This window comes from Bacillus sp. RC242 (genome assembly GCF_044908245.1).
Lineage (GTDB): Bacteria > Bacillota > Bacilli > Bacillales > Bacillaceae_G > Bacillus_A > Bacillus_A mycoides.
Map to the genome: position 1 here is coordinate 42,034 of NZ_JBIYCZ010000005.1, position 21,895 is coordinate 63,928.

The following is a 21,895-nucleotide window of genomic DNA, read 5'->3' on the forward strand; positions in this document are numbered from 1 at the left end:
GATAAAAAGGAGCACAATAAATGAAGAAGGATTGGCTGGAAGAATTAGTTGCCGCAACGAATACTGATAAACGTAATGAACGTCAAATGCGTATATTAGAGGCAGCTGTTGATATGTTTGGAGAAAAAGGGTACGCCTCAACTTCAACGAGTGAAATTGCAAAGCGAGCTGGTGTAGCGGAAGGAACAATCTTCCGCTACTATAAAACGAAAAAAGATTTATTGTTTGCAGTCGTGATGCCGACCTTAACAAAGTTTGCTGCGCCATTTTTCGTACAAGCCTTTGCAAAAGAAATATTTAAAACAGAGTATGAATCGTATGAAGTGCTTTTAAGAGTAATAATTCAAAATAGATTTGAATTTGCTAAAAAGCACTTTCCAATGATAAAAATATTAATTCAAGAAGTACCATTTCAGCCGGAACTAAAAAGTGAAATACAACAATTAATAGAAACAGAACTGCTTGTACATTTTAAAAAGCTGATTGTAAAGTTTCAAGAAGAAGGGGAAATTATTGAACTTCCGCCATCTTCCGTATTACGTCTTACTTTATCAGCTGTATTAGGGTTGCTCTTAACGAGGTTTTTATTATTGCCGGAAGAGAAATGGGACGATGAAGTGGAAATTGAAAATACGATTCAATTTATATTGTATGGACTAACGCCACGGAGGTAATGTGATGCGACAATTTGCTAAACCGATAATTGTTGTAAGTAAATGTTTAGAATTTGATGCCTGTCGTTATAATGGAGAGATGGTTCCAGATTTAACAATTCGAAACTTGCAGCCATTTGTTACATTTATACCTGTATGTCCTGAAGTAGAAATTGGTTTAGGGACTCCTCGTGAAACGATACGTATTGTAGAAAAAAATGGTGCGAATATGCTTGTACAACCGTCAATACGAGAAGATGTAACTGAAAAAATGAATGAATTTTCAAATGCGTTTTTACAAACATTACCTGAAGTTGACGGTTTTATTTTGAAGAATCGTTCGCCAAGTTGCGGAACTCGTGATGTGAAAATCTATTCTGGTTTTGAAAAAGGGCCAGTAAAAGGAAAAGGAACTGGATTATTTGGCGGAGCAGTAATAAAAAAATTTTCGCATCTTCCAATTGAAGAAGAAGGTAGATTGTCGAATTTTATTATTAGAGAGCATTTCTTTACAAGATTGTTTACAATCGCGCATTACAAAATGATTAAACATACTAAAAACATAAAAGAACTCATAGCGTTTCAATCAGATTATAAGTATTTATTTATGGCATATAATCAGCTGAAACAAAAAGAATTAGGGCGTATTATTGCAAATCAAAAAAATGAAACAATTGAAGTCGTATTTGATAACTATGAGAAGATTTTATATGAATTATTTATTCGCGCGCCTCGCTATACATCGAATGTAAATGTATGTGAGCACATTTTCGGATATTTTAAAACAAAGCTAAAAAAACAAGAAAAAGATCATTTTCTAGAACTGATACAAAAATATGCAGAAAAGAAAATACCACTTAGTAGTTTGCTTACAATTTTAAAATCATGGGCCATTCGATTTGATGAAAAGTATTTATTAAGACAAACATATTTTGAGCCATACCCTGAAGGGTTAGTAGAAATTTCTGATTCGGGAAAAGGTAGAGATTATTAAACAATAAATTACATAATTCGACACAAAACCTCCTATGTTGTTGTAGAACAATGTAGGAATTTTTTTGTGCATTGGTACAGAATCTGTTTTAAAATTAAGTTATGACAGAATTATAGCAATTGTCTAACTAATATTCATGTCTTTTAAGAAGTAATGTTTGTAGTAGAAACTCGCACGCTGTCGAAACTCAATATTCGATAAGGGGTGTGTAGCGGAATGGAATTTACTCTAACTCGCGAAAAACAAATGATTAAAGAAATGGTACGTGATTTTGCTGAAAAGGAAATCGCACCGAAAGCTGTATATTATGACAAAACTGCGGAATTTCCATATGAAACATTTCAAAAAATGGGCGAACTAGGATTATTAGGTATCCCATTCCCAGAAGAGTATGGAGGTTCAGGTGGAGATACGTTATCGTACGCGTTAGCTGTTGAAGAAATTGGTCGTGCTTGTGGTGGAACAGGTTTAAGCTATGCTGCAACAATTTCATTAGGTGCTTCTCCAATTTATTATTTCGGTACAGAAGAACAAAAACAGAAATTTTTAGTTCCAATGGCGTCAGGTAAAACGTTAGGTGCTTTCGGATTAACGGAGCCAAATGCTGGATCTGATGCAGGGGGCACACAAACGAAAGCAATTTTAGATGGCGATGAATATGTTATTAGTGGTGAAAAGTGCTGGATTACAAACGCAGAGTATGCAAATACAATTATTGTAACCGCTATCAACGGTTTTGAAGACAATGGTAAAAAACGTATTTCTGCATTTATCGTACCGACTACTAGTGAAGGATTAACGATTTCAAGCCCTTACGATAAGATGGGTGTTCGTGCTTCTAATACTTGTGAAATCGTACTTGATGGTGTACGTGTACCGAAAGAAAATATTCTTGGTGATGTAAATAAAGGATTTAAACAATTCTTATATACACTTGATGGAGGACGTATTTCAATTGCAGCATTAGCAGTAGGTATTGCACAATCTGCATTTGAACGTGCATTGCAATATGCGAAGGAACGTCAACAATTTGGAAAACCGATTTCTAATTTCCAAGCGATTCAATTTAAATTGGCTGATATGGCGACTGAAGTAGAATTAGCGCGTAATTTAGTACATAAAGCAGCTTGGTTAAAAGATAACGATAAACCTTTCGGTAAAGAAGCGGCTATGGCAAAGTTGTTTGCATCTGAAGCTGCAAGTCGTATAGCAAATCATGCAGTACAAATTCATGGTGGATATGGCTATATGCGCGAATATGAAGTTGAACGATATATTCGTGATGCAAAACTTTTAGAAATTGGTGAAGGAACTTCTGAAATTCAACGTCTCGTAATTGCAAGACATTTAGGATGTAGATAAAAAGGAGGAGTCACTATGTTTCAAAAAATATTAATTGCTAATCGCGGGGAAATCGCAGTTCGCATTATGAAAACTTGTCAAAAACTTGGCATTCGTACCGTTGCTATTTATTCTGAGGCTGATGAAAATGCCCTTCATGTAAAATTGGCAAATGAAGCTTACTTAGTAGGCGGTCCACGTGTCCAAGAAAGCTATTTAAACCTTGAAAAAATTATTGAAATAGCTAAGAAGACAAATGCTGAAGCAATCCATCCGGGGTACGGATTATTATCAGAGAATCCATCTTTTCCGATTCGCTGTAAAGAAGAAGGAATCGTATTTATCGGTCCTTCAGAAGAAATCATTACTAAGATGGGAAGTAAAATTGAGTCACGTATAGCGATGCAAGCAGCAGATGTGCCAGTAGTTCCAGGAATTACTACAAATATTGAAACTGCTGAAGAAGCAATTGAAATTGCGAAACAAATTGGTTATCCATTAATGCTTAAGGCATCCGCGGGCGGCGGAGGCATTGGAATGCAGTTGATGGAAACTGAGCAAACGCTCACCAAAGCATTTGAAAGTAATAAAACAAGAGCGCAAAATTTCTTTGGTAACGGAGAAATGTATTTAGAGCGCTATATAGCAGATGCACATCATATTGAAATTCAGCTTTTAGCAGATACACATGGTAATACAGTGTATTTATGGGAACGCGAATGTTCAGTGCAGCGCCGAAATCAAAAAGTAATTGAAGAAGCACCTTCACCATTTTTAGATGAGGGTACACGAAAGGCTATGGGAGAAGTTGCTGTACAGGCTGCTAAAGCACTTGGTTATACAAATGCAGGTACAGTAGAGTTTCTTGTAGATGATCAAAAGAACTTTTATTTCTTAGAAATGAATACGAGATTACAAGTAGAACATCCAGTTACAGAAGAAATTACTGGGTTAGACTTAGTTGAACAACAATTACTTATCGCATATGGTGAGAAGCTATCATTTACACAGGATGATGTAAAACGTAGTGGTCATGCCATTGAGGCTCGTATTTATGCAGAAGATCCGAAAACATTCTTCCCATCACCTGGGAAAATTACAAATTTAACGTTACCGACAAATATACGTATTGATCACTTTTTGGAGAATCAAGTAACGATTACACCTTTCTATGATCCAATGATTGCGAAAGTAATCGCACATGGTGAAACTCGTGAAGAAGCGATTTCAAAATTAAAAATTGCTCTAGAAGAGTTAAAAGTAGAAGGTATTAAAACAAACACACCAATGTTACTGCAAGTACTCGGAGACGATGTGTTCAAAAGTGGTATTTATACAACGGGTTTCGTAACGAAACAACTTGTTAAAAAATAAGAGTTATGAATATTAAGGGGGAAAAAATGATGACGAAAGTATATGCATCGATGGCAGGAAATGTTTGGAAAATTGTTGTAGGAGTAGGAGATACAGTAGAGGAAGAGCAGGATGTCGTCATTTTGGAATCTATGAAAATGGAAATTCCAATCGTTTCAGAAGAAGCCGGAACTGTTATGAAAATTAACGTACAAGAAGGCGATTTTGTAAATGAAGGAGATGTATTACTAGAAATTGAATAGGGAGATATAGGGGGAAGCGAATTGAAACTACCTAATTTTGCTGTCATTAAAGAAGTCGGGCCACGTGATGGCTTACAGAATGAAAAAAAGATTGTTGGCACAAAAGATAAAGTAAAATGGATTCAACTACTTACAGAAGCGGGATTGTCGTACGTTGAAGTTTCCTCATTCGTTCACCCTAAATGGGTTCCTGCATTAGCAGATGCAAGTGATGTATTTTCTGAGCTAAAAAGGGATCCAAATGTTACATATGCAGCGCTTGTTCCAAATCAAAATGGTTTGGAACGAGCTTTTTTGCAAAATGTAGATGAGGTGAATGTTTTTTTATCAGCAAGTGAATCTCACAATAAAAGTAATATTAATAAATCTATTAAAGAAGCATTAGCTGTAATTGAAGATATAACAAAACAGGCAACGTTCGAAGGTAAAAAGGTAAGAGGCTATGTTTCTACTGTATTTGGATGTCCTTATGAAGGGGATATAAGTGCCACAGCAGTTGACGAAATATGTAATCAACTATTTTCATACGGCATTTATGAAGTTTCTCTCGGGGACACGATTGGTGTAGCGAATCCATTACAAGTAGAACAAGTATTAGAACATCTATTAAAGAAGTATGATGCTTCGCAGTTTGCAATGCATTTTCATAATACGTATGGAATGGCTCTGGCGAATGTAGTTAAGTCTTTAGAATATGGTATTACAACGTTTGATAGTTCTTGTGGTGGACTCGGAGGATGTCCTTATGCACCAGGAGCATCGGGTAATGTTGCTACTGATGACTTAGTGCATATGCTCCATAAGCTGGGAGTCCAAACTAATATTGATGAAGAAAAGTTATTGAGAGCTAGTCAGTTTATTCAAAGTAAGTTAAATATCCAATTACCGAGTCATGTGTATAGAGCGCTTCAACATAAAACGATAAGTAGGTGAGAAGATGCTACAATTACAAAACATTTCAGTTGACTATGTTACACCGCACGTTGTAAAGATTTCGTTAAATCGTGAAAGACAAGCAAACTCATTATCCTTGGCATTATTAGAAGAATTACAAACTATATTAACTCAAATAAACGAAGAATCAAATACGCGCGTTGTTATTTTAACAGGGGATGGCGAAAAAGCATTTTGCGCTGGTGCTGATCTAAAAGAGCGTGCCAACATGAGTGAAGAACAAGTTCGCCATGCTGTGGGTATGATTCGTTCTACTATGGAGATGGTGGAACAATTACCACAACCAGTTATTGCTGCTATTAATGGAATCGCACTTGGTGGAGGTACTGAATTAAGCTTAGCTTGTGATTTTAGAATTGCTTCTGACACTGCAAGTCTAGGTCTCACTGAAACTTCCCTTGCAATTATACCTGGGGCGGGTGGTACTCAGCGCTTACCTAGATTAATTGGAGTTGGTAGAGCGAAAGAATTAATTTATACAGGAAGACGTATTTCGGCGCAAGAAGCGAAAGAGTATGGTTTAGTAGAATTCGTAGTACCAGCTGATTTACTAGAAGAGAAAGCAATTGAAATTGCAGATCGAATTGCTAATAATGGTCCAATTGCCGTTCGATTAGCAAAAGAAGCAATTTCAAATGGTATTCAAGTAGATTTACATACCGGCTTACAAATGGAAAAACAGGCGTATGAGGGCGTAATCGATACGAAAGATAGATTAGAAGGATTACAGGCATTCAAGGAAAAACGCAAACCAATGTATAAGGGGGAGTAAATATGTTAGATCAAAAACAACAATCTAATCCATTTGAAGAACGGGTTGAAACAATTAAGCAAGGCGGGGCACCGAAATATCATGAACAAAACAAAGCAAAAGGGAAACTTTTTGTTCGAGATCGTTTAGCTCTTTTATTCGATAATGGTGAATATGTGGAAGATGCATTATTTGCAAATTGTGAACAAACTGGATTACCAGCTGATGGTGTTGTAACTGCGACTGGTAAAATACATGGTCGTACTGCGTGCGTAATGGCAAATGATTCGACTGTAAAAGCTGGATCATGGGGAGCACGTACAGTTGAAAAGATTTTACGTATTCAAGAAACGGCTGAGAAATTACGTGTACCGTTATTTTATTTAGTTGACTCTGCTGGGGCACGTATTACAGATCAAGTTGAAATGTTCCCTGGACGCCGCGGTGCAGGAAGGATCTTTTATAACCAAGTGAAATTATCTGGTAAAGTGCCACAAATTTGTTTATTATTTGGACCTTCAGCGGCTGGTGGTGCGTATATTCCAGCATTTTGTGACGTTGTTATGATGGTTGAAGGAAATGCTTCTATGTATTTAGGGTCTCCGCGTATGGCTGAAATGGTTATCGGTGAGAAGGTAACTTTAGAAGAAATGGGCGGAGCACGTATGCATTGCTCAGTATCAGGATGCGGAGATGTTTTATGTAAAACAGAAGAAGATGCAATTACGCAAGCAAGACAATATATTTCTTATTTTCCAAGTAACTATTTAGAAAAGACTCCTTTGATTACACCTCAAGAACCGAAACAGTTCGATAAAACGTTAGAAGAAATCATTCCAGAAAATCAAAATGCTCCTTTCAATATGAAAGATCTCATTAACAGAATTATTGATGAAGGTTCTTTCTTTGAAGTGAAAAAATTATTTGCTCAAGAACTAATTACAGGTTTAGCACGCATTGATGGTAAGCCAATTGGCATTATTGCAAATCAGCCGCGTATGAAGGGCGGCGTATTATTCCACGATTCAGCTGATAAAGCAGCGAAGTTTATAAATTTATGCGATGCATACCATATCCCATTATTATTCCTTGCAGATGTACCTGGATTTATGATTGGTACAAAAGTAGAACGTGCCGGAATTATTCGTCACGGTGCAAAAATGATCTCTGCAATGAGTGAAGCAACTGTACCGAAAATTTCTATCGTCGTTCGAAAAGCATATGGAGCTGGCTTATATGCAATGGCAGGTCCAGCGTTTGAACCAGATTGCTGCTTAGCATTACCGACAGCTTCTATTGCAGTAATGGGTCCAGAAGCAGCAGTCAATGCTGTATATGCAAATAAAATTGCAGCTTTACCAGAAGAAGAGCGTGCAAGCTTTATTGCTGAAAAACGAGAAGAGTATAAGAAAGATATTGATATTTACCGTTTAGCATCAGAGATGGTGATTGATGGTATTGTTCATCCAAATAATTTACGTGAAGAGTTAAAAGGACGATTCGAAATGTATATGAGTAAATATCAAGTATTCACGGATCGTAAACATCCTGTATATCCAGTTTAAAAGCCCTATTTAGGGCTTTCTTGCTCAAAAAGTCAAGGAGGGGAAAACATTGAAACAAGCAGTTTGGTTTCCAACAGAAGAATATAAAGAAAAAACGCGTTTATTTGGTTGGATGAAATCATTAGGCTATGAAGATTACGAAGCTTTTTATAATAAGTCAATTGAAGAAACAGCTTGGTTTTGGGGAGAAGCTGAGAGAGCAGTTGGCTATCAGTGGATGAAACCATATACAGAAGTGTTAGATTTAGAAAATGGTACACCGTTTGCACAGTGGTATACTGAGGGAACCTGTAACGTTGTAGAATCTGCTTTATCTCGCTGGCTTGCAGACGATAAAACGAAAACACAAGCAGCACTTATGTATGAAGGGGAAAACGGAACTTCGAAATCATTTACATATGAAGAGCTTGATAGCTGGGTAAGCCGTGTTGCCAACGGTTTGAAACATGCTGGTATTGAAAAAGGTGATCGTGTAACAATTTACATGCCAATGATTCCTGAAACAGTTGTTGCTATGTTAGCAGTAATGAAAATTGGAGCGATTATTTCACCAATATTCTCAGGTTTTGCTGCGGATGCAGTAATGACACGTGTACAAGCAGCGGGTTCAAAAATGATTATTACCGCAGATGGCTTTTCACGCCGTGGGAAAATTGTTTCATTAAAAGATGAAGTAGATAAAGCTTGTGAACATTGTCCAACTGTTGAAAAGGTGGTAATTGTTCGTCATGCAGGAAATGATTTTACACCGCATAATTATGATTTTTCATGGAGTACGTTAGAAAAAGAAAAACCATTTATACATGCTGAAGAAATGAACAGTGATGATCCATTAATGCTTATATATACATCAGGAACGACTGGTAAGCCGAAGGGGACAGTACACACACATGCTGGTTTCCCGCTAAAATCTGCATTTGATGCAGGATTTGGAATGAATATAAAACAAGGCGACCGCGTATTATGGGTAACTGATATGGGCTGGATGATGGGACCATTTTTACTATTCGGCTCTTTAATTAATGGCGCAACGATGGTTATGTACGAAGGTGTTCCAGACTTCCCAGAAGCAGATCGCTTATGGGAGACAGTTGATAAATATGAAATTACTCATCTCGGTATTTCGCCAACGTTAATCCGTGCATTAATGGCAAAAGGTGATGAGTATGTAAATAAACATTCTTTAAAGAGTTTAGAAGTATTCGCATCAACAGGAGAACCTTGGAATCCAGACCCATGGATGTGGTTATTTAATACAGTTGGTAAAGGTAAAGTACCAATTTGTAACTATTCAGGTGGAACTGAAATTTCAGGTGGGATTTTCGGGAATGTCCTAATTAAGCCAATCGCACCGATTAGTTTTAACGCATCTTTACCAGGAATGGCAGCGGTTGTACTTGATGATCGAGGTAAACCAATTCGAGATGAAGTCGGAGAATTATGTTTAGAAAAACCTTGGGTAGGTATGACGAAAAGTTTCTGGGAAGATGATGAACGTTATGTAAACACATATTGGTCACGCTTTGAAAATAAATGGGTTCATGGTGACTGGGTCATTTATGACGGTGAACAATATATCATTACAGGCCGTTCAGATGATACGTTAAACATTGCTGGAAAACGTATTGGACCTGCTGAATATGAATCTATTCTTGTGAAACATAATAATGTAATAGAAGCAGCTGCAATTGGTGTACCTGACGATGTTAAAGGTGAGGTTTGTCATTGCTTTGTAGTATTACGAGACGGTGTAATATTTACAGCAGAATTAAAGAAAGAATTAATGAGTTTAGTAAATTCTCATATCGGAAAAGCATTATGTCCAAAAGATATTCATGTTGTAGAAGATTTACCAAAAACACGTAATTCTAAAGTAATGCGACGTGTTATTAAAGCAGCTTACTTAGGAAAAGAGTTAGGCGATTTATCGTCACTAGTAAATCCTGAAGTAGTACCCTTTATTCAAGAACTACAGTCTAGCAAACTATAACATTACGAATGAGCTCTATGTAAATAGAGCTCATTTTTAATGTTCACAAAAAGATACGAGAGAAAAAGTAAATTTGAAGTTAAAAAATCTACTATTAGTGGTAAGTATGTCTGTTTGTTTTTAGTTTTTATCAAAATAGGATACTGAGACTGTCTATTCAATGGAGTGATTGAATTTTGTTAAGAATGAAAATTTAGTGAAGAAAAAGTAATGAATAAAAGGAGAAATCCCTGGGGGACAGGGATTCGATAAGGGAGATAATATTGTCGTTCAATGTCGAAATTTGGCGTATCTGACAAATTAATATTATCACGAATTTTCAGGAGATTGTGATAGTGGATGTGTCAAAAATGTGTACGTGTTTCATATAAAAATATTATTTAAATAGGAAAAGGGAAAAGAATTAAGTTCACTCGTTCTTAAGATTTTTCCCTTTTAAATTTACTGTTTGTTCGTTGTTCTATATACATCAGAAATTGGTAAATCTTCGCCATGTAAAGCTTGAGTACTGTCCTTTTTATTTGAATCATGTGCCTCCTGAGATGCTTCTTGCATTTGCTCTTGGGCTTTACTAGGAGTATTCAGCGCATCCGATGACACATAATCAAGTTGTTGACTTAATAGATTTTTCTTATCCATGTTATGTAGCTCCTTTTTGAACTTAGATATAAAAACGATGTTTTTTTAAATAGTTACGTGGGTATTATGTATCTTTGAATGGAATTATATACACAAACTATATTGAGAATTTAACTAATAATAAAAAGTACTTGTGATGACAAGCTTAAGAAATATAAAGATCATTAGTCCTTAATAAAAGCGTTATTTTAGTAGGGTGTAGATTAAATAGGACCTGTTGTATGGAACAAGTCCTTTCAAAAATGACAACAGATAATGAATGGGGGTTACTTGAACATTTCTATTAGTGGTAACTAGATCCCATTCGTTGGATGCTACGAAATTTCATTTGAAAGGAACATCCCAATGATAAGATGAGCACTGTAAATCTGTGCTCATCTTATCAGAAATTGCTTAGTCCTTAAAAATAAAACCGTTACGGACAATTCACAATGGTAATAGTGACGTTTGCCATTGTTCCAGGAGAATCAAGAAGTGAAGCAGTAACGGTTACTGTTCCAGGCCCATTAGCGGCTAGAAATACAGCGGTAAAGTTACCTGAAGCATTGGTAATGACAGCAAGAGGAACCATGAAAGCAAGAGAAGGGTTACTAAATGAAAAACTGACTACTACTCCTGGAGTAGGACTACCGTTTACTAATACTTGACCCGAAAAAAATAAAGTATTATTTCCTTGAGTGGATACACATGCTGTGGTTTCGTTAGAAGTCAAGGTAATAGATGCAGGCCCAGCAGGAAGATTAAATCCAGTTGGTCCAGTTGGTCCAGTTGGTCCAGTTGGTCCGGTTGGTCCAGTTGGTCCGGTTGGTCCGGTTGGTCCGGTTGGTCCGGTTGGTCCGGTTGGTCCAGTTGGTCCGGTTGGTCCAGTTGGTCCAGTTGGTCCAGTTGAACCGGTAGCACCAGTAGCTCCTGTAGAACCGGTGGGACCAGTAGGGAATTGAAAGGGTTGAACAGGTGGAAGTGTAGGTCCAATAGAACTCGGATTAAGTGCAGCAAAAGATAAAAACTCGTCCATTATATATCACCTCTAAAAATCGTATTACTAATAGTAAATGTAATGATAGAGCAAAGTGAAATGGACAAGTGGCTGTATTTTAATAAATTAAACAAAATAGTTATTTGATAGAAAGAGAGATTAGTATGATTACTTTAGAAATTAAATATAAAAAGGCGATTATCTTCATATCGCCTTTTGGATAATACAGTGTAATTTTATTCAGTTATTTGAAATATAGTTTCATTCGGTTTGGAAAATCCATACAGTTTCCTTGCGAATTTTAAAATTTCTTCTTCACTACCTGTTAAAACTTTAACATCATTCTTAAGGGAATGACCATCCTTCTTTACAGAAGATAATTTTTGTTGCTCCGTATTCAGCGTGATTTGTTTTTCTTTAATCATTTCTTGTTGGTTATTCAGAGAATATTGAAGGACAAAAATTATAGGTAATATAATAGCCAAAGTAGTTATAATACGGCGTCTTGTTTTTTTATTATTACCTTGTTTGGTGTTAACGTTCACTTGCTGTGAGGGTATCTTAGGATTTGATTGTTGTGATGATATTTTTGGGATGTTTCCCATTAAAATGCCTCCATTACTGATTGTAGAATTTAAACTGTTTAAAAGTATTATAAATGTTCAATGGGAATTTTAGAAGATAGTTTAATCTAGGTGAGTTTTGTAAAGTTTAAACAAAATCCTTATTTAAATAAAAGGAACCCCGATTGTCTGCGGGGCTCCTAAGGGTAATCGTCAAGTAATGACGTAATCGACTAGTTAACGATATCATGAATTTTTTGGTAAATATACTGGTAAATGCGTCCAAATTAATGAGAGCATTATTTGAAACAAAAACGCTATTTTAATAGGGAGGGGAATAATGATGATTCCATGGGACAAGCGAGTATACATTGTATCAAGGTGATCATTTTATTACAGAGGGGACAATTTTAGAGGTTAGTGAAAAGGCGAATAAATCATTATATTGGCGTTGGTGCATGTTAGCTCCAAGCTATGAAAAAGTGTGCGGTAATAGTACAAAGCGACTTCGGTTGATTCGGATAGATGATGATGAAGAATGATATAAAAATTTCATTTTGTAGAGAAATGAGGTGATTAAGGATGGGCATAGAATATGCCATGTTTGTATTAAAAAAGAGCAGAATTTGGCCAATATAAAGGTGTTGGAATTGTTCTAAAGGGGATCTACATAATTGCATATCCTGAATCCTCCAAGAAAACAGACTTTGAATTAAGGGTTCTATCTACACGTATAGCGCTCGCTATCATTGGCGCCTTGGCTTTATGGATGCTTATAGTAATCTATATAAAATAATTCTTTTCTAATAAGAAATATACTAAAATATGAGAAAATGCTGTAATAATAATTATACATTTAGTCCTACTGGAAGAACCAGTGCACATCAAACTAAAAAGGGCGTTGTTATATTGCTCTGTAGTTTGGTGTCCGCTTTTTTATTTTTTATTAACAAAATAGATTAGTGGTGTTTTTATAAATGACGCAATTTCGTTTTTAGTATATAAAAAGAAGGTTTAGTACAAGTGTTTGTTTTTTTGTTTTTATGCTTTCGTCTCGTACACTTTTAAGCTATTGGACATACTTTACTAATAGAAAGGATTAGGGGGTGAGGTTTTGGGTTCTCGATTTAATAATTGTAAAAAGAAGTGTACATGTAAACAGGATGATTGTTTGGAAATATTCGAAGAGTGTAAAAAAGAAAAGCATGAGAAATGTGATAATTCTTGTGTACAAGGAATTAGAGATGAGCTTAAGAAATTAATTAATCAAACAGTTCAAATTAATACAGAGGGACGTACTTATGTAGGTACTGTTTTGTCTGTAAGTTGTGATGTTGTTAAGCTTGCAGCTATTCCTGGATCTGTTGGAGTAATTATCTCCATTTGCAAAATTGAAGCAATTTTCCCTCCTGTTACAACGGTTACCGCTGAGTTTGATTTTAATGGTGTTGACGTAGCAAACAAAGCATAATTATGCTGTTTTTTGTAAAGCCATTCTTATGAATGGCTTTATTTTAATTTCGTATAAAAGGAGAATATATTCTTTATATAGAAATAGGTTTGAGGCTATAAAGAGTGATGTACGAAAGGAGAATGAGAGTGATTAAATTAGTGCCCTTTAAAAAATCTGATTTCAAACAATTAATAAATTGGATTAATTCCGAAGAATTTTTAATACAATGGTCGGGAAATGCATTCACATATCCTTTAAATGAACAGCAATTAGAGAAATATACAGAAAGTGCAAATACACTCTCTTTCACAGTAACAGATGAAGAGACTGAAGAAGTTATTGGTCATATTTCACTTGGGCAAATAGAAAATATAAATAAGTCTGCAAGGGTTGGAAAAGTGTTAGTTGGCGATACGAAAATGAGAGGACGTTCTATAGGGAAACATATGATGAAAGGAGTACTTCATATTGCTTTTGAAGAATTAAAACTACATAGAGTTACTCTGGGTGTTTTTGATTTTAATTCGTCCGCCATTTCATGTTATGAAAAAATAGGATTTGTAAAAGAAGGTTTATTAAGAGAATCAAAAAAAGTAGGAGAAACGTATTGGAATTTATGGGAAATGAGTATGTTAGAATATGAATGGAAACAATAAAGAGTATAAATATTTTTTAAGATGTCAATCGTTCCTTTTTTTACGATTACAAAATACAGAGAAAAGAAACTGGAGGACTTAGCAGCAAAGTACGATGTATTTATGAAGGTGTATGTAATAGAAGCAATATAAAAAGTACTAACACCTATACGGAATAGATATAAAATATCGCTGATATGCCATTCATAAAAATAGACTTTTTTTAGCAGAAATCACTAATTATAAATACTTATAAAATTAGCTCTGATATAGCAGATATTGAAGCGAAGAAAAATAAAGATGGGAGTGCATATTGGAAATACGAAGATGACCAAACAAAATTATGGAATATACGACTATAGAACTAGAAAATGATGACATAAATCTAAATGATATTGTTTAAATTCATATTTTATAATTTCCATTTATAAAAATGAGCCCATAGTAAAAATAACCTAAAAATAGGCATATGAACAAGGTGCATCATCTAGTGATGGGTCATATTTTGTTGGTGTACGTATTGAACTTAGTTTATAGTGCTATTTCTACTTAGATTTAACTAACAGAAATATAGGAAAGTATCGATGGGGTTGTAGTTTATAAACGGAGGTCATGAAGATGAATAAGTTTCAACAAGAACTACAAGCGTTAAGCCTTAATGATTATCAGTATGGAAATATTGTGTATTGGGACCAGCAAAACCAATATCCATATTACTATATTAAAGATGATGCTCGTCGCTGTGGCGGTTGCGGTCGTTGTGGCGGTTGTGGCGGTGGTCGTTGTGGCGGTGGTCGTTGTGGCGGTGGTCGTTGTGGTGGATTTCGTTGTTTTGGTTGCTTCGGTTGCTTTAGTTGTTTTGGTTGTGGTGGTTGCTCTAATTGCTCTAATTGTTTTGATGGTTTTAATGGTACTACTGTAACATTTGAATATTGATAAGAGACGAAAGGAATCCATTTTGAAAAAAGATTGATCAAAACGGATTCCTACTTTGTAAAGCATTATACAATTTTTATAAAAAAGTGCTAACAAGTTTGCAAACGAACTTGCTAACACCTATACGGAATAGACATAAAATATCGTTGATATGTCATCTTTAAAAATAGCCGTAATCAATTAAATCCAACTAATACGGAATACCTATAAAAATAATTATGATATAGACTATATTCTTGTAGATTATCCGTTTGCTTACTTAAATAGTAGCATGCGGGATTTAATTGATGTATCTATTTATGTTGACACTCCTTTAGATATTGCGATGGCTAAACGGATTATAAGGGATTTTAAAGATAAATCAATTATTGAACTGCATAAAGATTTGAATCATTATATAACACATGCGAGAAAGCTTATGTAGAGGCAAGTAAGAGATGATTGGTTTAAATGTTGTGAACAACTTACAGAGGAAGAATTGCTTCGCAAACGTGTTGGGAGTATTTTAGAAACACTTTTCCATATTGTAGACGTTGAGTATAGCTGGATTAGTGCGCTTCAAGAAAAAGAGGATAACGAACCACAGTTTAAAGATTATCAATCAAAAAAGTGAAAGCGTTATCTGATTTATATAGACGAGAATTAGAAAGCTTTTTGCAGTTATGGTCTGGCGACTTCGAATCAAAAATATTGAAAGCTTCATGGACAGATAAAACATATAAATACGGTGAAGTTTTAAGGCATGTAATTGTACATGAAATTCATCATATTGGTCAGATATCTATATGGGCAAGAGAATTAAATCTTCAGCCCGTTTCAGCGAATTTAATTGGAAGAGGATTGTAGATTTAGAAACCGACTTGCAGTGTAAACGCAAGTCGGTTTTTATATATAAGAAGATTTCTTAATTAAAATCCTCGGCTTTTTTTTGACGTATATATATAAACATTAAGATTGTAATGATGAAAAAGATCATAATCGTTTGTATGATTAAATTTTTAAACTGAAACAATATTGTCCAAGATGTAACAGCATCTTTAAAAGCTTGGAGTGCAGAGTACGAGGAAGGATCAAAACCGTACTGAAGTAACTTTTTTGTTTCAATAAAAGTACTGTTTTCATCACCGGCGTCTAATATTACTGAAATAAGTCTAGTATCTCCTCGTGTGGCTGTACTGACAAAACTATAATTACCATTAGTTGAAAAACTAGTTTGTAAGCCGTCAACACCTTGGAGTTTAATGTTTTTATTAAGGGAATATATCATTTTATTTGTATTGAAAACTTTTGAATCTTTGAAGGTAAATTGGTAAGAGGTTAGTTTCGTAACATTCAATACATCTGGAAAGTCTTTTACTAATTGTGTTGCTAGTTTAGCGACGTCTATCGATGTTGTAGTTGATTGTTTATTCGTATCGTTATTAATTCCAGTAGCATTTAGAAACGGGGATGGTTGTGATAACTTTAGTTGTTTTGCTTTGTCATTCATTAAAAGTGTAAAGTTATCTTCGTTTCCAGCAATGTGTTCTGCAAGGGCAAGTGCGGAACGATTATTCCCTGTCAAAAACAATGCATGAAGTAAATCACGAACCGTCGTTTTATCTTTCGAAGTTACTTGTATAGGACTCGTTTCTGCTCGGAAAACTTCGTTACTTATTTTTACTAATTCATCTAACTGTATTTTTCCTTCATTCAGTTGTTCCAGTGCGATATACTCCGTCATTAATTTAGATAAAGTAGCTGATTGTATAGGAGCTTCTTCATTTTTTTTATAAACAATCTCACCAGAATTAGTATCTATTAAAATAGCTGATTTAGCTTGAATAATTGGACCATTTACATAAAGATAAAAATATAAAACGATAAGTGCAGTAATAAGAAAAGATAATAATAAAACTGTTATTTTTTTTAAGAATTGCATTAGCGATCCTCCTACTATTACATCAATAATAGTATTGTAAAAAGGAATGCTTAATTAGGAAGAAAGAAAAGGTAAAGAATTTCTAAAGAATTTTAAGGAATTCTTTAATTTTGGATATTGATGGAATATAAAAGGTTCAATTTCTTATATGATAAAAAATTGAACCTATAAATATGTGGTATTAAGCTTTATAAGGGAGTAATTTTACAGTGAAAGTTGTTTTTTTATCATCGCTATATACTTCAATTGTTCCTTTATGCAATTCAACAATACTTTTTGCAATTGCTAATCCGAGCCCAGATCCACCAGTGTTTGTTGAACGTGATTTTTCAACACGATAAAAACGTTCAAAAATATGAGGTAAATCAGTACTAGGGATAGGTTGTCCGTAATTTGTTATATCAATTGTAATCATGTTATTGCTTTCGTAAGCGGTAATATCAATATGATCTCCATCATTTCCATAAGTAATAGCGTTTATGATTAGATTTTCAAACACACGTACTAATTTATCCCCATCAGCTAGTACCATTAGCTTTTGAGATGGGAAAGAAGGGCGACATTCAATATTAGCTTCTTGAAGCTGTATCCGAAATTGGACAGTTAATTGTCCAAGCAATTCTACAATATCAATAGGAACAGAATATAAACTTAACTCTTTATTTTGAACGCGTGTATATTCAAACAAGTCATTCATTAATGCATTAAGACGAGTTACTTTATCGTAAATGACTTGAATATAGTATCGTAATTCTACTTCATCTCTATAATTATCATGATGGATTAAATTTACGTATCCAACTATAGATGTAAGAGGGGTTCGTAAGTCATGTGATACATTTGTAATAAGTTCGCTTTTTGCTTGTTCTGCCTGTCTTTCTTCATCAATCGAAACTTTTAATTGCTCAATAATTTGATTGACCCCAGTTGCCAGTTCTTCTAAATAATTATGGTGTACGATGGAAACTTTATGATTAAAGTTTCCACTTGCAATATACCGAATCTCTTCAATCATTTTTTTTATACAAGTTTCATAGTAAACCTTTCTTTCATGACGATAAAAAATGTATAAATAGGATGAGAAAATAGAAAATAAAAACAAATAAGATACAATCATCATCCATAAAGACTCTTTTAATCCAATATATTTTTCATGGCCAAAAATTCTAATGAATTCTTTTCCTAGTTCGCTTAGAGTGAGTGAACTCTCAATTACACTCGTTACGAGGCGAAATATAATTAATTCGGTAATTGGTGTAAGAGTGATAGCTAATAAAAGCCAAAAAATAAGCTTCCACTTTGGTATATCTTTTAATATATCAAATGCTTCATTTCTCAATTTTATATCCTACTCCCCAAACCGTATGAATTAGTTTTTCACCATTCATTACGGTTTCAAGTTTATCACGTAAATTACTAATATGGACCATAACCGTTTTATTAGAACCATAACCGTCTTCATTCCAAACTCGTTCGAATATCTCTTCAGAGCTAAATACTCTTCCAGTATTACTCGCTAGTAAATATAAAATATCAAATTCGATAGAGGTGAGCTTAATATATTCACCATTTACTTTAACCGTATGATTATGTTTATGAATTTCAACTGTACGAATGCGAATAATACCATCTTCATTCTTTGGTGTGGCAGCGTTTTGGAAAGATGATCTACGTAACAATGCTTTCACTCTAGCAACTAATTCTAGTGGATTAAACGGTTTAATCATATAATCATCTGCACCGGTCATAAGTCCTAATATTTTATCCATATCTTCAGCTTTTGCACTAAGCATAAGGATAGGTACAGTATTATTTTCACGCACTTCTTGACAAACTTCTAATCCATTTCGTTTTGGCATCATAATATCCAAAAGCATAAGATCAACTTCATATGTACATATCATTTGTAATGCTTCATCACCATCATAAGCTTTATAAATGTTATAACCTTCATTTCGCAAATAAACAGCGAGTAATTCTACAATATCTTTATCATCATCAATAATTAATATGTTTTTATTCATCATATAGTTCCTTTCCTTGCGAATCATCAATATTACTATAATATCAAACATTTATGTATTTTGTAGTAATGTTTCTACATTAAATTTCACATAACGTATTAAAAAGGAATTAATACAATTATAACGAATACAAAATAAGAAGGAGATTTAAATTTCACATTATATTGAAAGTTAGTTATAAGGGGGACTTGCTATGTTATATAATGATATATATTCATTTACTCCAACTGGAAAAATAGAAAATGATATTAAAGCTTTTCTATTAAAATACAATAAAGAATTTACATATAAACATTCAATTCGTGTGGCAAATGAGGCAAGAAAAATTGCGGGAATATTTTATGAAGATGAAGAAAAAGCAGCGATTGCAGGATGTTTACATGATATTAGTGCAATCTTTCCGAACGAGGAGCGGATTGCAGTTGCTGAAAAATTTGGAATAGAAATATTACAAGAAGAAAGAGAATTTCCAATGATTATTCATCAAAAATTATCGAGAGTAATTGCAAAAGAGGTATTTAAAGTAGAAGATAAAGAAGTTTTAAATGCTATCTGTTGCCACACTACTTTGCGTAAACATGCTACAAAGATGGATTTAGTACTATTTGTTGCTGATAAATTAGAATGGGATCAAATAGGGACACCTCCATATTTAATAAATGTAAAAAAAGCTTTAGGAAACTCTTTAGAACATGCTGCTTTTGTATATATTTCATATTTGTGGGAAAGAAAAGATACATTAAAAGTCATACACCCGTGGTTAGAAGAAGCATATTGGTATTTAAAAGAAATTGTAGAGTAGAAAGGGTATAAAAATGCAATTAAAAGAATATATGAATCAAAGATTCCCAGGAGTTACATTAGTACCGTCCATATACTTTCAGTGGGAAAATCATCTTCATTTTGATTTTGGGAAAGATAAATATCAATTCAAAGAAGATGGTAACACGTATAATATGGAATATTTCACACAACTATATAGGTATAATAAAAGTCTATTTAAAGATATATTTTCTAAAGAAGATACCGTCTTTTTAGTCACAAATGTTTATCGATTTAAACAGGAAAATATAAAAAATGCGCAGAAAATAAATGTATACAATAGGTTTATTAAAAAGAGGGATTTAAAGTTTCATATAAGACAAGAAACATTCCCTTTTCTATTTGAAGATGAAGAAGCTGACTTATATTGTACATATCAATTTTCTTTACAATGTTTTGCAGAAGATATTAAATATGAACCGCTTATTGAAGCTGTTAATCATGAAGATTTCCCTGACCTACGTCCACGTCTAGGGCGAAAAAAAGAAATTTCATATCCAGATGTATTTTTTATAAATGTAACAAAGGATATTATCATGTTTATTTATGAAGATAGAGGATGTGAAGTAATTTCGAAGAATAAAGAAAAGATACGGGATTTATATGAGAAGTATAAAGAGTGGATACCAGAATATGAACGAGAGAGTATAGATGAGTTATTTACATGAAAATAGGAGGAAGTGAAGTGTGTAATGAAAAGGATGGCAATTGTATCTGCATGGGAACCAGAGCTTACGTATTTGCATCAACATTATCCAAGTGAGCGTGTAGAAAAAATAGCAGCTTGGGAATTTCATTTTCATTCTATTAATGAATTAGAAGTTATTTCAGTTGTAACTGGTGTCGGTAAAGTAAGTTGTGCTAGTTGTGTACAACTATTAATAAGTGAATTCCAGCCAGACCAGTTATTTATGACAGGGATTTGCGGGAGTTTATCAGATAAGGTGAAAAATGGGCACATCGTTGTAGCTCTTAATACTTTACAGCATGATGTTACAGCGGCTGGTTCAGGAGAAGATAGTTTTAATCTATATGATGGTAGAACAGCACCTATTGAAACAACTAAATCACTCGTAAAACGAATGAAGAAATTGCGTTCGTATGACCCGGTCCATTTTGGTACATTTCTATCTGGAGATCAACGTATTCGAAGTTCAGAAATGAGGTATTTACTTCATACTGTATACGGTGCTTTAGCCGTTGATCAAGAAGTGGCAGCATTTTCTTATGTATGTCGTGTAAATAACAAACCATTTCTATGTTTAAAAGCTGCCTCAGATCAAGCGAATGACAAAACGAAAGAAGAACAAAAGGTTTTTAAAATGTTAGCATGTGAACGAGCATGTGAGCATTTAATTACTTTTTTACGTGTTTATGAGATTACTGTAGTTAACAATGTATAGTAAGAGGAGTATAGTGATGAAAGCTACAAATAAAATAGCGATTCTTGGTGCGAATGGAAAAGTCGGAAAATACCTCGTAAATCAAGCGTTAGAAAAGGGCTATCAAGTACGAATATTAACGAGAAATTCTAAAAATATGACGATAACTAATGAAAATATAGAGACTATCAGTGGGGATGCCCGCAATTTTTCAGTCATACAGGAATTACTTCAAGGGTGTAAAGCTGTGATTAATGCGGTGGGTCAGCCGAAAAATGAACCTTATATTTTTAGTACAGTTACGAAGCATATTTTAAAAGTAATGAAGGAATATGAAATGAAGCGCTATATTCTTATTTCTGGAGGCTCCTTAAATGTAAAAGGAGATCAGAAGGGAATTGCAAATAAAATAGGGGCTAATTTGTTTCGATTATTTCTTCCAAAGATGATGCAGGATAAATATAAAGAATTGCAAATTATACAAAGTAGTGAAGTAGATTGGACAATTGTTAGATTACCCTTTGTTATAGAAGGAAATGGTACTGGTGATATTAAAGAGAGTTTAGTAGATATGCCAGGAATCAAAATTCAAAATGGGGATATTGCACCGTTTGTTATAAAACAAATAAATAGTGAGACATATGTAGGGAAATGTCCACTCATTTCAAATTAAGAGGTGA

Annotated in this window: 24 protein-coding genes and 4 pseudogenes; 22 read left to right on the plus strand and 6 right to left on the minus strand. The window is 34.2% G+C overall.

Translation table 11 applies throughout. The features are described 5' to 3' along the window. Positions 1-20: 20 nt before the first annotated feature. From ABH957_RS11165 to ABH957_RS11205, 9 genes are all read left to right on the plus strand, one after another. Positions 21-674, plus strand: a complete 654-nt coding sequence (locus tag ABH957_RS11165; protein WP_404448918.1) for a TetR/AcrR family transcriptional regulator — start codon at positions 21-23, stop codon at positions 672-674. Positions 675-678: 4 nt separating this feature from the next. Beyond that, a complete protein-coding gene (locus tag ABH957_RS11170) occupies positions 679-1,647 on the plus strand; it encodes a YbgA family protein (protein WP_404448920.1) in 969 nt (322 codons plus the stop codon). 216 nt (positions 1,648-1,863) lie between these two features. Then, positions 1,864-3,009 carry an acyl-CoA dehydrogenase gene (locus ABH957_RS11175; protein ID WP_002032227.1) on the plus strand — a complete coding sequence of 382 codons (1,146 nt, stop codon included), beginning with the start codon at positions 1,864-1,866 and terminating at the stop codon, positions 3,007-3,009. 15 nt (positions 3,010-3,024) lie between these two features. Further along, positions 3,025-4,362: an acetyl-CoA carboxylase biotin carboxylase subunit gene (locus ABH957_RS11180; protein WP_404448922.1), complete on the plus strand. Its 1,338-nt coding sequence runs from the start codon at positions 3,025-3,027 to the stop codon at positions 4,360-4,362. Between the two features lie 26 nt (positions 4,363-4,388). Continuing rightward, positions 4,389-4,604: an acetyl-CoA carboxylase biotin carboxyl carrier protein subunit gene (locus ABH957_RS11185; RefSeq protein WP_001985297.1), complete on the plus strand. Its 216-nt coding sequence runs from the start codon at positions 4,389-4,391 to the stop codon at positions 4,602-4,604. A gap of 21 nt (positions 4,605-4,625) precedes the next feature. Beyond that, positions 4,626-5,537, plus strand: coding sequence for a hydroxymethylglutaryl-CoA lyase (gene mvaB, locus ABH957_RS11190; RefSeq protein WP_002017011.1), 912 nt, complete (start codon positions 4,626-4,628; stop codon positions 5,535-5,537). Positions 5,538-5,541: 4 nt separating this feature from the next. Continuing rightward, positions 5,542-6,330, plus strand: a complete 789-nt coding sequence (locus tag ABH957_RS11195) for an enoyl-CoA hydratase (protein ID WP_113936467.1) — start codon at positions 5,542-5,544, stop codon at positions 6,328-6,330. Between the two features lie 2 nt (positions 6,331-6,332). Continuing rightward, complete coding sequence (locus tag ABH957_RS11200) at positions 6,333-7,874, plus strand: acyl-CoA carboxylase subunit beta (protein ID WP_404453868.1); 1,542 nt, start codon at positions 6,333-6,335, stop codon at positions 7,872-7,874. A 49-nt stretch (positions 7,875-7,923) separates the two neighbouring features. Beyond that, a complete protein-coding gene (locus ABH957_RS11205) occupies positions 7,924-9,864 on the plus strand; it encodes an AMP-binding protein (protein WP_404453865.1) in 1,941 nt (646 codons plus the stop codon). Positions 9,865-10,305: 441 nt separating this feature from the next. Here ABH957_RS11205 and ABH957_RS11210 read toward each other — a convergent pair whose 3' ends face one another. After that, a complete protein-coding gene (locus ABH957_RS11210; RefSeq protein ID WP_061690213.1) occupies positions 10,306-10,503 on the minus strand; it encodes a hypothetical protein in 198 nt (65 codons plus the stop codon). A gap of 431 nt (positions 10,504-10,934) precedes the next feature. Between ABH957_RS11210 and ABH957_RS11215 the strand changes: the two genes are divergently transcribed. Both ABH957_RS11215 and ABH957_RS11220 read left to right on the plus strand, forming a co-directional pair. Further along, a complete protein-coding gene (locus ABH957_RS11215) occupies positions 10,935-11,150 on the plus strand; it encodes a hypothetical protein (RefSeq protein WP_000237377.1) in 216 nt (71 codons plus the stop codon). Between the two features lie 45 nt (positions 11,151-11,195). Further along, positions 11,196-11,444, plus strand: coding sequence for a hypothetical protein (locus tag ABH957_RS11220; RefSeq protein WP_404511364.1), 249 nt, complete (start codon positions 11,196-11,198; stop codon positions 11,442-11,444). A 17-nt stretch (positions 11,445-11,461) separates the two neighbouring features. On the opposite strand, the pseudogene ABH957_RS11225 reads toward ABH957_RS11220, so the two are convergent. Then, positions 11,462-11,518, minus strand: a pseudogene (locus ABH957_RS11225) (exosporium leader peptide-containing protein); the annotation flags it as partial. 197 nt (positions 11,519-11,715) lie between these two features. Continuing rightward, complete coding sequence (locus ABH957_RS11230) at positions 11,716-12,084, minus strand: FtsB family cell division protein (protein WP_404453859.1); 369 nt, start codon at positions 12,082-12,084, stop codon at positions 11,716-11,718. A 329-nt stretch (positions 12,085-12,413) separates the two neighbouring features. Here ABH957_RS11230 and ABH957_RS11235 point away from each other — a divergent pair, with 329 nt between their 5' ends. The 7 genes and pseudogenes from ABH957_RS11235 to ABH957_RS11260 form a co-directional block, all read left to right on the plus strand. Further along, on the plus strand, positions 12,414-12,584 hold the full coding sequence (locus ABH957_RS11235) for a hypothetical protein (protein ID WP_016101959.1): 171 nt from the start codon (positions 12,414-12,416) through the stop codon (positions 12,582-12,584). A 572-nt stretch (positions 12,585-13,156) separates the two neighbouring features. Further along, positions 13,157-13,513 carry a hypothetical protein gene (locus ABH957_RS11240; protein ID WP_088009004.1) on the plus strand — a complete coding sequence of 119 codons (357 nt, stop codon included), beginning with the start codon at positions 13,157-13,159 and terminating at the stop codon, positions 13,511-13,513. A gap of 104 nt (positions 13,514-13,617) precedes the next feature. Continuing rightward, the gene (locus ABH957_RS11245) at positions 13,618-14,151 is read left to right on the plus strand and encodes a GNAT family N-acetyltransferase (RefSeq protein WP_404511216.1); all 534 of its coding nucleotides are present in this window, start codon (positions 13,618-13,620) and stop codon (positions 14,149-14,151) included. 33 nt (positions 14,152-14,184) lie between these two features. Beyond that, positions 14,185-14,283 (plus strand): annotated as a pseudogene (locus tag ABH957_RS29455) (replication-relaxation family protein); the annotation flags it as partial. Between the two features lie 465 nt (positions 14,284-14,748). Next, on the plus strand, positions 14,749-15,066 hold the full coding sequence (locus ABH957_RS11250) for a heterocycloanthracin/sonorensin family bacteriocin (RefSeq protein ID WP_404511218.1): 318 nt from the start codon (positions 14,749-14,751) through the stop codon (positions 15,064-15,066). A 214-nt stretch (positions 15,067-15,280) separates the two neighbouring features. After that, positions 15,281-15,481: pseudogene (locus ABH957_RS11255) on the plus strand (nucleoside/nucleotide kinase family protein); the annotation flags it as partial. Between the two features lie 12 nt (positions 15,482-15,493). After that, a pseudogene (locus ABH957_RS11260) lies at positions 15,494-15,912 on the plus strand (DinB family protein); the annotation flags it as partial. Between the two features lie 58 nt (positions 15,913-15,970). Here ABH957_RS11260 and ABH957_RS11265 read toward each other — a convergent pair. From ABH957_RS11265 to ABH957_RS11275, 3 genes are all read right to left on the minus strand, one after another. Continuing rightward, entirely contained in the window at positions 15,971-16,987 is a 1,017-nt protein-coding gene (locus ABH957_RS11265; RefSeq protein WP_404453852.1) for a D-alanyl-D-alanine carboxypeptidase family protein, read from the minus strand. 181 nt (positions 16,988-17,168) lie between these two features. Next, positions 17,169-18,326, minus strand: a complete 1,158-nt coding sequence (locus tag ABH957_RS11270; RefSeq protein ID WP_201031041.1) for a sensor histidine kinase — start codon at positions 18,324-18,326, stop codon at positions 17,169-17,171. After that, positions 18,316-19,011 carry a response regulator transcription factor gene (locus ABH957_RS11275; protein WP_033713793.1) on the minus strand — a complete coding sequence of 232 codons (696 nt, stop codon included), beginning with the start codon at positions 19,009-19,011 and terminating at the stop codon, positions 18,316-18,318. The genes ABH957_RS11270 and ABH957_RS11275 overlap by 11 nt, the downstream gene beginning before the upstream one ends. A 193-nt stretch (positions 19,012-19,204) precedes the next feature. On the opposite strand from ABH957_RS11275, the gene yqeK reads away from it, so the two are divergent. From yqeK to ABH957_RS11295, 4 genes are read left to right on the plus strand one after another with little or no spacing between them, the layout of a single operon-like run. Continuing rightward, entirely contained in the window at positions 19,205-19,813 is a 609-nt protein-coding gene (yqeK, locus tag ABH957_RS11280) for a bis(5'-nucleosyl)-tetraphosphatase (symmetrical) YqeK (protein ID WP_193653887.1), read from the plus strand. A gap of 13 nt (positions 19,814-19,826) precedes the next feature. Continuing rightward, positions 19,827-20,501: a DUF3885 domain-containing protein gene (locus ABH957_RS11285; protein WP_404453849.1), complete on the plus strand. Its 675-nt coding sequence runs from the start codon at positions 19,827-19,829 to the stop codon at positions 20,499-20,501. A gap of 24 nt (positions 20,502-20,525) precedes the next feature. Beyond that, positions 20,526-21,236, plus strand: coding sequence for a 5'-methylthioadenosine/S-adenosylhomocysteine nucleosidase (gene mtnN, locus ABH957_RS11290; protein ID WP_404490947.1), 711 nt, complete (start codon positions 20,526-20,528; stop codon positions 21,234-21,236). Between the two features lie 16 nt (positions 21,237-21,252). Further along, positions 21,253-21,888, plus strand: a complete 636-nt coding sequence (locus ABH957_RS11295) for an SDR family oxidoreductase (RefSeq protein ID WP_002085427.1) — start codon at positions 21,253-21,255, stop codon at positions 21,886-21,888. Positions 21,889-21,895: the final 7 nt, after the last annotated feature.

What these genes read in the sequence shown, in the direction of transcription:
- ABH957_RS11275 (WP_033713793.1), bottom strand. Translation starts at nt 19,011, where the DNA reads ATGAATAAAAACATATTAATTATTGATGATGATAAAGATATTGTAGAA.
- ABH957_RS11200 (WP_404453868.1), top strand. Translation starts at nt 6,333, where the DNA reads ATGTTAGATCAAAAACAACAATCTAATCCATTTGAAGAACGGGTTGAA.
- ABH957_RS11265 (WP_404453852.1), bottom strand. Translation starts at nt 16,987, where the DNA reads ATGCAATTCTTAAAAAAAATAACAGTTTTATTATTATCTTTTCTTATT.
- mtnN (WP_404490947.1), top strand. Translation starts at nt 20,526, where the DNA reads ATGAAAAGGATGGCAATTGTATCTGCATGGGAACCAGAGCTTACGTAT.
- ABH957_RS11250 (WP_404511218.1), top strand. Translation starts at nt 14,749, where the DNA reads ATGAATAAGTTTCAACAAGAACTACAAGCGTTAAGCCTTAATGATTAT.
- ABH957_RS11165 (WP_404448918.1), top strand. Translation starts at nt 21, where the DNA reads ATGAAGAAGGATTGGCTGGAAGAATTAGTTGCCGCAACGAATACTGAT.
- ABH957_RS11295 (WP_002085427.1), top strand. Translation starts at nt 21,253, where the DNA reads ATGAAAGCTACAAATAAAATAGCGATTCTTGGTGCGAATGGAAAAGTC.
- ABH957_RS11210 (WP_061690213.1), bottom strand. Translation starts at nt 10,503, where the DNA reads ATGGATAAGAAAAATCTATTAAGTCAACAACTTGATTATGTGTCATCG.
- ABH957_RS11175 (WP_002032227.1), top strand. Translation starts at nt 1,864, where the DNA reads ATGGAATTTACTCTAACTCGCGAAAAACAAATGATTAAAGAAATGGTA.
- ABH957_RS11170 (WP_404448920.1), top strand. Translation starts at nt 679, where the DNA reads ATGCGACAATTTGCTAAACCGATAATTGTTGTAAGTAAATGTTTAGAA.
- ABH957_RS11185 (WP_001985297.1), top strand. Translation starts at nt 4,389, where the DNA reads ATGATGACGAAAGTATATGCATCGATGGCAGGAAATGTTTGGAAAATT.
- ABH957_RS11195 (WP_113936467.1), top strand. Translation starts at nt 5,542, where the DNA reads ATGCTACAATTACAAAACATTTCAGTTGACTATGTTACACCGCACGTT.
- yqeK (WP_193653887.1), top strand. Translation starts at nt 19,205, where the DNA reads ATGTTATATAATGATATATATTCATTTACTCCAACTGGAAAAATAGAA.
- ABH957_RS11230 (WP_404453859.1), bottom strand. Translation starts at nt 12,084, where the DNA reads ATGGGAAACATCCCAAAAATATCATCACAACAATCAAATCCTAAGATA.
- ABH957_RS11215 (WP_000237377.1), top strand. Translation starts at nt 10,935, where the DNA reads ATGGTAATAGTGACGTTTGCCATTGTTCCAGGAGAATCAAGAAGTGAA.
- ABH957_RS11285 (WP_404453849.1), top strand. Translation starts at nt 19,827, where the DNA reads ATGCAATTAAAAGAATATATGAATCAAAGATTCCCAGGAGTTACATTA.
- ABH957_RS11180 (WP_404448922.1), top strand. Translation starts at nt 3,025, where the DNA reads ATGTTTCAAAAAATATTAATTGCTAATCGCGGGGAAATCGCAGTTCGC.